5 protein-coding genes and 3 tRNA genes are annotated in these 6,606 nt (G+C 64.5%); 3 read left to right on the top strand and 5 right to left on the bottom strand.

Annotated features, from left to right (window positions below):
• Positions 1–39 precede the first annotated feature (39 nt).
• From DFR52_RS01290 to DFR52_RS01300, 3 genes are all read right to left on the bottom strand, one after another.
• The gene (locus tag DFR52_RS01290; protein ID WP_245415150.1) at positions 40–1,041 is read right to left on the bottom strand and encodes a tyrosine-type recombinase/integrase; all 1,002 of its coding nucleotides are present in this window, start codon (positions 1,039–1,041) and stop codon (positions 40–42) included.
• Positions 1,042–1,214: 173 nt separating this feature from the next.
• Positions 1,215–1,290 (bottom strand) — tRNA-Thr (locus tag DFR52_RS01295).
• Positions 1,291–1,370: 80 nt separating this feature from the next.
• Positions 1,371–2,273: a TrmH family RNA methyltransferase gene (locus DFR52_RS01300; protein WP_110030124.1), complete on the bottom strand. Its 903-nt coding sequence runs from the start codon at positions 2,271–2,273 to the stop codon at positions 1,371–1,373.
• 242 nt (positions 2,274–2,515) lie between these two features.
• Here DFR52_RS01300 and DFR52_RS01305 point away from each other — a divergent pair.
• Both DFR52_RS01305 and DFR52_RS01310 read left to right on the top strand, forming a co-directional pair.
• Positions 2,516–2,600 (top strand) — tRNA-Tyr (locus DFR52_RS01305).
• An 18-nt stretch (positions 2,601–2,618) separates the two neighbouring features.
• Positions 2,619–2,692: transfer RNA gene (locus DFR52_RS01310), tRNA-Gly, on the top strand.
• A 300-nt stretch (positions 2,693–2,992) separates the two neighbouring features.
• Here the strand turns inward: DFR52_RS01310 and DFR52_RS01315 are convergent.
• A complete protein-coding gene (locus tag DFR52_RS01315; protein ID WP_245415205.1) occupies positions 2,993–4,345 on the bottom strand; it encodes a sulfatase in 1,353 nt (450 codons plus the stop codon).
• On the opposite strand from DFR52_RS01315, the gene DFR52_RS01320 reads away from it, so the two are divergent.
• Entirely contained in the window at positions 4,233–5,276 is a 1,044-nt protein-coding gene (locus DFR52_RS01320; RefSeq protein ID WP_245415151.1) for a sulfotransferase family protein, read from the top strand. The genes DFR52_RS01315 and DFR52_RS01320 overlap by 113 nt on opposite strands.
• 77 nt (positions 5,277–5,353) lie before the next feature.
• Here DFR52_RS01320 and DFR52_RS01325 read toward each other — a convergent pair whose 3' ends face one another.
• Entirely contained in the window at positions 5,354–6,157 is an 804-nt protein-coding gene (locus tag DFR52_RS01325) for a TetR/AcrR family transcriptional regulator (RefSeq protein ID WP_245415152.1), read from the bottom strand.
• Positions 6,158–6,606: the final 449 nt, after the last annotated feature.

Below are 6,606 nucleotides of genomic sequence, written 5' to 3' on the forward strand. Positions count from 1 at the left end.
GCCAAGAACAGGATAAGATCTGCAGAATTCACCCGCAGCCTATCTCCCCGGCCGGCTCTGCTGGATGGCCTTGATGACGGCGGCGCCGGCGAGGTAGTGGCGGCGGATGATCTTTTCGGCGTCTGCGGCGGAGTGGCCGGAGATCTCGGCGATCTGCTCGATGGTGGCGCCGTTGGCGTAGGCGTAGGTGATGGCGGTGCCGCGGAGGTCGTGGAAGGTCACGCCGGATATTCCCAGTCGGGCGAGTTCGCGGCGCCAGGAGGCGCGGAAGCCGCTCGAGGTCCAGTTCTGCCCGAAGGAATTGACCAGCACGCGCTGGCGGCCGGCGGCGCTGGCGCGATCGAGGATCGGCCGGATGGCGTCGGCCGCGTTGATCGCCACGCGTTCGCCGGTCTTCTGCTGGCGGATGGTCAGGCGACCGTCATTGTAGGCGAGCACCGGCAGGGTGAGCACGTCATTCTGGCGCTGCATGGTCCAGAGCGCGACGAGGGCGACGTCGACCAGGTGCGGGGCGCCCTTGCCCAGCAGGGTGTCGAGCTGCTCGGCGGTCCAGACATTGTTGCGGCGGCTGCCGGCGTGAAGCTTCGAGACGCGCTCGAGCGGATTGCGCAGGATGATCTCGCCATCCTTGGCCCAGGCAAACAGCCGGGCGGCGAGGCCGATCTGCATGTCGGCCGATCTCGGCGTCGCCTTCATCGTGTCGCGCCAGTCGATGAACAGCTTGCGCACGCCGCGCGCCTCGAGGGCGGCCACCGGCATGGTCCCGAACTTGATGCGCATCAGCTCGAAGCGGCGCTCGTAGTCGCTGCGGGTGGCGAAGGCGAGGGCGTGGAAGTCGGCCGAGGCCATGTAGCCGTCGATCAGGCTGCCGACTGTGCCGGGGCGGCTCTCCTTCTCGCGGCCGATGGTCAGCCGCACAAATTCCTGGGTAAAGGCCTTGGTGCCGGGCCTGGACAGCATGCGCGGGCCGCCGCGCCAGGCGTAGTGATAGCTCGCCCGGCTGCCATCGGTGAGCGTCTTATGAACGGTATGGATGCCCAACAGACTTGCTTTCATACCGAATGGGCTCGCCAAAGTGCCCTGGCAGGGCGCTGTCATTCCGCTGTCTCAAGAACATCCAGCAAACGATTCTGTAAACTGCGCCAGAAAGTGTAAACCGAGCGGCAAAAATCGCGCGCTGCACAGCCTCTAACGAATTGAATTTACTAGAAAAATGGTGCCCCCGGAGAGACTCGAACTCCCGACCCCCTGATTACAAATCAGGTGCTCTACCAACTGAGCTACAAGGGCAGCGCTCCCGACCTAGCATATCCGGTGGGCCAGGCAAGCGAAAAACGCGGCCGCCGCCGCGCTTTGACGTCAACTTTTTGTCAGCGCTGCTTCGCCGTGTCCAGCCACTGCCGGGCGGCGTAGAGGCCGATGGCCGTGGCGTTGGAGACATTGAGCGACTTGATGGCGCCGGGCATGTCGAGCCGCGCCATCACGTCGACCGTGTCGCGGGTCTTCTGGCGCAGTCCCTTGCCCTCGGCGCCGAGCACCAGCGCGATCTTCTCGCCGGAAAAGGCGCCTTCGAGCGCCGTGTCGCCTTCGGAATCAAGCCCGATGGTGACGAAGCCCTGCGCCTTGATGGTCTCGATGGCGTCCGACAGGTTGCGCGCCTCGATATGGTCGATCATCTCCAGCGCGCCGGAAGCGCTCTTGGCCAGCACGCCCGATTCCTGCGGGCTGTGGCGCTGCGTCGTCACCAGCGCGCCGGCGTCGAAGGCGACGGCCGAGCGCATGATGGCGCCGACATTGTGCGGGTCGGTGACCTGGTCGAGAATCACGATCAGCCGGGTCTCGCCCAGTTCTGAGAGCCGCCGCGGCACGAGCGGCGCCGTTTCCAGCATCACGCCCTGGTGCACGGCGTCGTCGCCGAGCAGCCGGTCGATGTCCTGCGGCGTCACCAGTTCCATGGGGAAGGGGAACGCGTAGTCCTCGGCAATGCCGAGTCGGTTGAGCGCGTTGCGCGTGGCCATCAGCTTGCGGATCCTGCGCGCCTTGTTGTCGAGCGCTGCCCGCACCGTGTGCAGGCCGTAGAGGAAGAGCGTGTCGCCGGCCACCGGCGCGCCGAACAATTCGCCCTTCCGCGGCGGCAGGGCGCGCTTGCCCTTCGGCTCGAACGGCGGCAGGCCGCTGTCGGCGCGCTTGCGGTCGCGGTGCACGCGGCGCAGCTTGGCGTAATGGGTGTCGCGGTCGGACCCCGGCTTGTCGGTATCGTTGTCGTTGCTCATGGGCGGCTTATACGCCATTTGACACGCCACGCAATCGGGCACCGGCAACTGGATCGATGCCCGGCTCCCGCGGCGGCAGCGGCAGCGCCAGGCCAGCCGTGAAAAAGCCGCTGCGTTTTCCCTCTATCCGGTTGACACGGCACCAGCCTGCGGTCATAACCCCGACCGCAGACCGGGTCGGCCGCAAGGCCCCCCGCAAACCTGCCATAGCACCTTGGATGCGTGACCCTGGCGGCTGGACCGGAGGGATGCCCGAGTGGTTAAAGGGGACGGACTGTAAATCCGTTGGCTCAGCCTACGTTGGTTCAAATCCAACTCCCTCCACCACCGCCGGCGGGTCATGATGCGGGTATAGCTCAATGGTAGAGCAGCAGCCTTCCAAGCTGAATACGAGGGTTCGATTCCCTCTACCCGCTCCAGTGCCAACGGCTCCGACACCGTCGCCATCGTCAAAATCGACACGGACGTCTGCGAGCAGACTTCACCCGGGGCGCCAGGCCGTAAACGCGCATTACCGGCTAGGATCGCAAACCACCTGTCCGGTCTGTTTCGTGAATGGCCTGCTGCTCGGATATCGAGCCGCTTGGCACAGCCAGGCGCCGGAAATGGCATATGAGGGGTGCCATGTGCCACCCGCCCCACCCAACGTCTCAACCCCGTTCAGGCTCTCAAGCATGGCCCCAGGGAGGCGGGAATTCCAGGCGCACCAGCCGGGATGATCAGCCGCCGGCGACCTTTTCCATTTCCAGCCTGAGCCGCGCCAGGGTCTCGGCAAACCGCGGATCCTGCGCCAGATTGGTCCACTCGTAGGGATCGGCCATCTGCTCGTAGAGCTCCTCGCCGCCGTCCCTGTAGCGGGTGTAGCGCCAGCTGCCCGACCGGATCGAATGGTTTCCCTGCTGCCAGGTAATCACGGCAGGGCCGCTGCGCGACGCCGTGTCCGAGTGCATCAGCGGCGTCAGCGATTCGCCGTCCACGCCATCGATCGGCGCAAGCCCGGCAAGCTCGCACAGCGTTGGAAACAGGTCGACGAGGCTGACGGGTGAATCGACCCTGGCGCGCCCGCCGCCGCCCGGCGGGACAACGATGAAGGGAACCCGCGTGGCCTCTTCCCAAAGCACGAATTTGCGCCAGTGCAACTTTTCTCCCAGGTGAAATCCATTGTCCCCCCAGAGCACGATCATCGTATCGTCGCGGTAGGGCGACGCGTCGAGCGCGTCGAGGATCAGGCCGATCTGGCTGTCGCAGTAGGATATCGCCGCCAGATAGCCCTGGACGGCGTGTCGCCACTGCCCGTGCAGCAAGACAGTCTCGTGATCGGGCGGATTGGTGGCCCACAGTCGCGCGGTTTCCGGGACGTCGTCGAGATCGTCATCCTTGACGAAGGGCAGCACAACCTCGTCGAGCGGATAGAGATCGAGGAAGCGCTGCGGCAGGTACCAGGGCAGATGCGGCTTGTAGAGCCCGGCGGCGCAGAAGAATTCCTCCCGACCCGGGCGCATCAGGAAATCGGTCACATGCGCGACGGTTCGGCCGTCTGGCATCTCGTCCTCGCGCTCGGCGGGCAGCACGCCCCAGTCAAAGAGATGGTTCCAGGGCGACACGGTTTCGAAGCGATCGAAATCGAACATCCCGTTGAGCGGGCGCTGTGGCGGCATCGGTTCGGCGGTGCTGGGGTGAAACTCATCCCATGCAGCCATCCGGTTCTCGGTGTCGCGCCATGTGGCGGCCGGCGCCCTCTCGCGCCCGGCTGTGGCGTAGTCGAAGGTGCCGTGGAAGACCTTGCCGGCGCCGAAGCAGTGATACCCGGCCTCACGCAGATGCTCGAGATAGGTCTTCTGACGCAGCGGCGCGTCCCAGAAGGACTGGTTGCCGTAGACGCCGGTCTTTTCGGGCAGGCATCCGGTGAAGACCGACATGCGGCTGGCGTTGCAGAACGGCGCGGAGCAGTAGGCGCGCGTGAACACGGTGCCGCGCGCGGCCAGGCGGTTCATGTTCGGCGTGCGCACCTGCGGATGGCGACCGAGCGGCTCGATCCAGGAATTAAGATCGTCGGCGACGATGAACAGGATGTTTGGTCGCTTGGAAGGGTTGGAATTCATGGTGATCTTGATACTCATCGGTCAGACTGGCGTTGAGTGGACCGGTTGGAGCATCAAGAGGCAAGGGCAATTGCGAAAAAACGTCGATTTCTTCATCATCGGGGTCCAGAAGGGCGGGACCACCGCGCTCGACAGGCTTTGCCGGAGCCATCCTTCGATGCAGATGGCTGCGGTCAAGGAGGTCCATTTCTTCGACGACGAGGCGATCGACTGGGCCGAGCCCTGTTATCAGCGGCTGCATGACGCGTTCGACTGGAGCACCGGCGATGTGCTGCGCGGTGAAAGCACGCCGATCTACATCTACTGGCCGCAGGCGCTGGCTCGCCTCCGCCGCTACAATCCGGATGCGAAGCTGATCCTGGCGCTGCGCCATCCAGGCCGCCGCGCCTTTTCGCAATGGCGGATGGAGCGCAAGCGCAGCAACGAGGCGCTGACCTTCGACGAGGTGATTTCGGTGCACGGACGGCTTCGCGTTCATCTTGCCGAAGCCGGGGCCCATCCGGTCTATTCGTATGTCGAGCGCGGCTTCTATGCGGCGCAGATCGAGAGGCTGTTCGACATCTTTCCCCGCCATCAGGTGCATTTTCTTCGCACAGATCTGCTGTGGCGCGAGCCTGCCACGACGCTGGCCGGGGTGTCGGAATTTCTCGGAATCGGCGGCTGGGACGCGGCTGCGGCGGTCACCGACTACGTCGCCCCGATTGCGAATGCCGAAATGGAGATCATCCCGCTTCGCGCGCGCGCCAAGCTGGATACCATTTTCAGGGGCGACATTGCGCGCACGGCGGAGCTGACCGGGCTAAATCTCAGCGACTGGCTCGATCCGGACTACCAGGAGCCGATGCGGACCGCGGCGGGCGCGGGCACAGGCAATTGGGCGAAGCCGGATGGCACGGCATAGCCCGCCGATCGCGCCGGCCCTGTCGCTGTCCGCGGAATTCATCGGCGTCGCACGGGGCTCCGTTCCGGCCGCGGCGGTCAGCTGCCGGACTGGATGGCGGCCAGGTGACCCGAGAGCATGCCGCACATTTCTTCAAGCGCCCTGTCGCGGATCGATGAGTCGGGATCACGCGAAATGGTGCCGGCAATGCGGATGAAATGCAGCATGATCGCGGCCATTGCCGGACGGCGCTGCTCCGGAACCGGCGGCTCGATCACCGCCAGAAGCGAGTTGAGGCCGGCGCGCAGCCTCGCCCGCGCCGAGTTGATCACCTCGGGGTCGATCGTGCGACGTTCGGTGAGCACGGCAAAGGAGCTGTTAGCCCTGAGAAAGTCGCTCAGCCGCAGGAACAGCTTGTGGCAGAACTGGGAAGCGTCCAGCCCGACGCATTCGCCGCGCAGTTCCTCGAGCATGGTATCGAGCGTGGCGATCTGGCTGGCGTGCAGTGTCGCCGCCAGCGGTTCCTTGGCCGGGAAATACTGATAGAGCGACCCGATCGATGCCCCGGCATTGGCGGCGATCTCCGTCATGGTCGCGGCATCGAAGCCCTTTTCGGCAAAAAGATCCGCACCAGCGGCCAGCAGATTGGCCACCCGCTGCTGACTGCCGGGTCGTTGCGGCGTCTTGACGCCGCGGCTTCCATTCGAGCTCGTTTTCCGCGCAGACATTTTCGTGAACCTTGTATTAGAAAAATCCGAAATCACAATACCGTTACAATTGGTAGTTTGAATTTGTACCATTGACAAGTGGCCGTAATAAGTATGTTTTTTCAACTCGTTCGTTGTTTTTGCCATCCACGGCGCCGATTGCGCCGGGCATATGCTCATATAGGTCTCCGGCATGGAAGGGCTCCGGAACCTCACCGGTCGACCCGCGCCGTCTGGCTGGATCCTTCCACGGTCCGGGGGCGCCGTTATCCAGTCATCCGGCGGCATGCTGTCGCTTCGCCGCGAGGCTTCCCGTCGACCGGATGCCCGAAGCGCGGCCGCCGGCGGTCGATCGGCCCGGCAGCGTCGCCGCCGCTGCGTGCCGCAGAGAGGGCGATGCCGGGCAGGGCAGCCGCCGCCCAGACCCGTCAATTCAGCTTTTGGCTTGCGGAACCGCGGTGAAAGCCTTATGTGGCGGTGACTTCACACCGGGTCGGGTCTTCTAGTTTCCGGATCCACAGACTGCCAACAGACTTACAGGATAGATGAAGATGGCAAAGGGTAAATTCGAGCGGAACAAGCCGCATGTGAACATCGGCACGATCGGTCACGTCGACCACGGCAAGACGTCGCTGACGGCCGCG

It is taken from the genome of Hoeflea marina (genome assembly GCF_003182275.1).
GTDB classification, from domain to species: Bacteria; Pseudomonadota; Alphaproteobacteria; order Rhizobiales; family Rhizobiaceae; genus Hoeflea; species Hoeflea marina.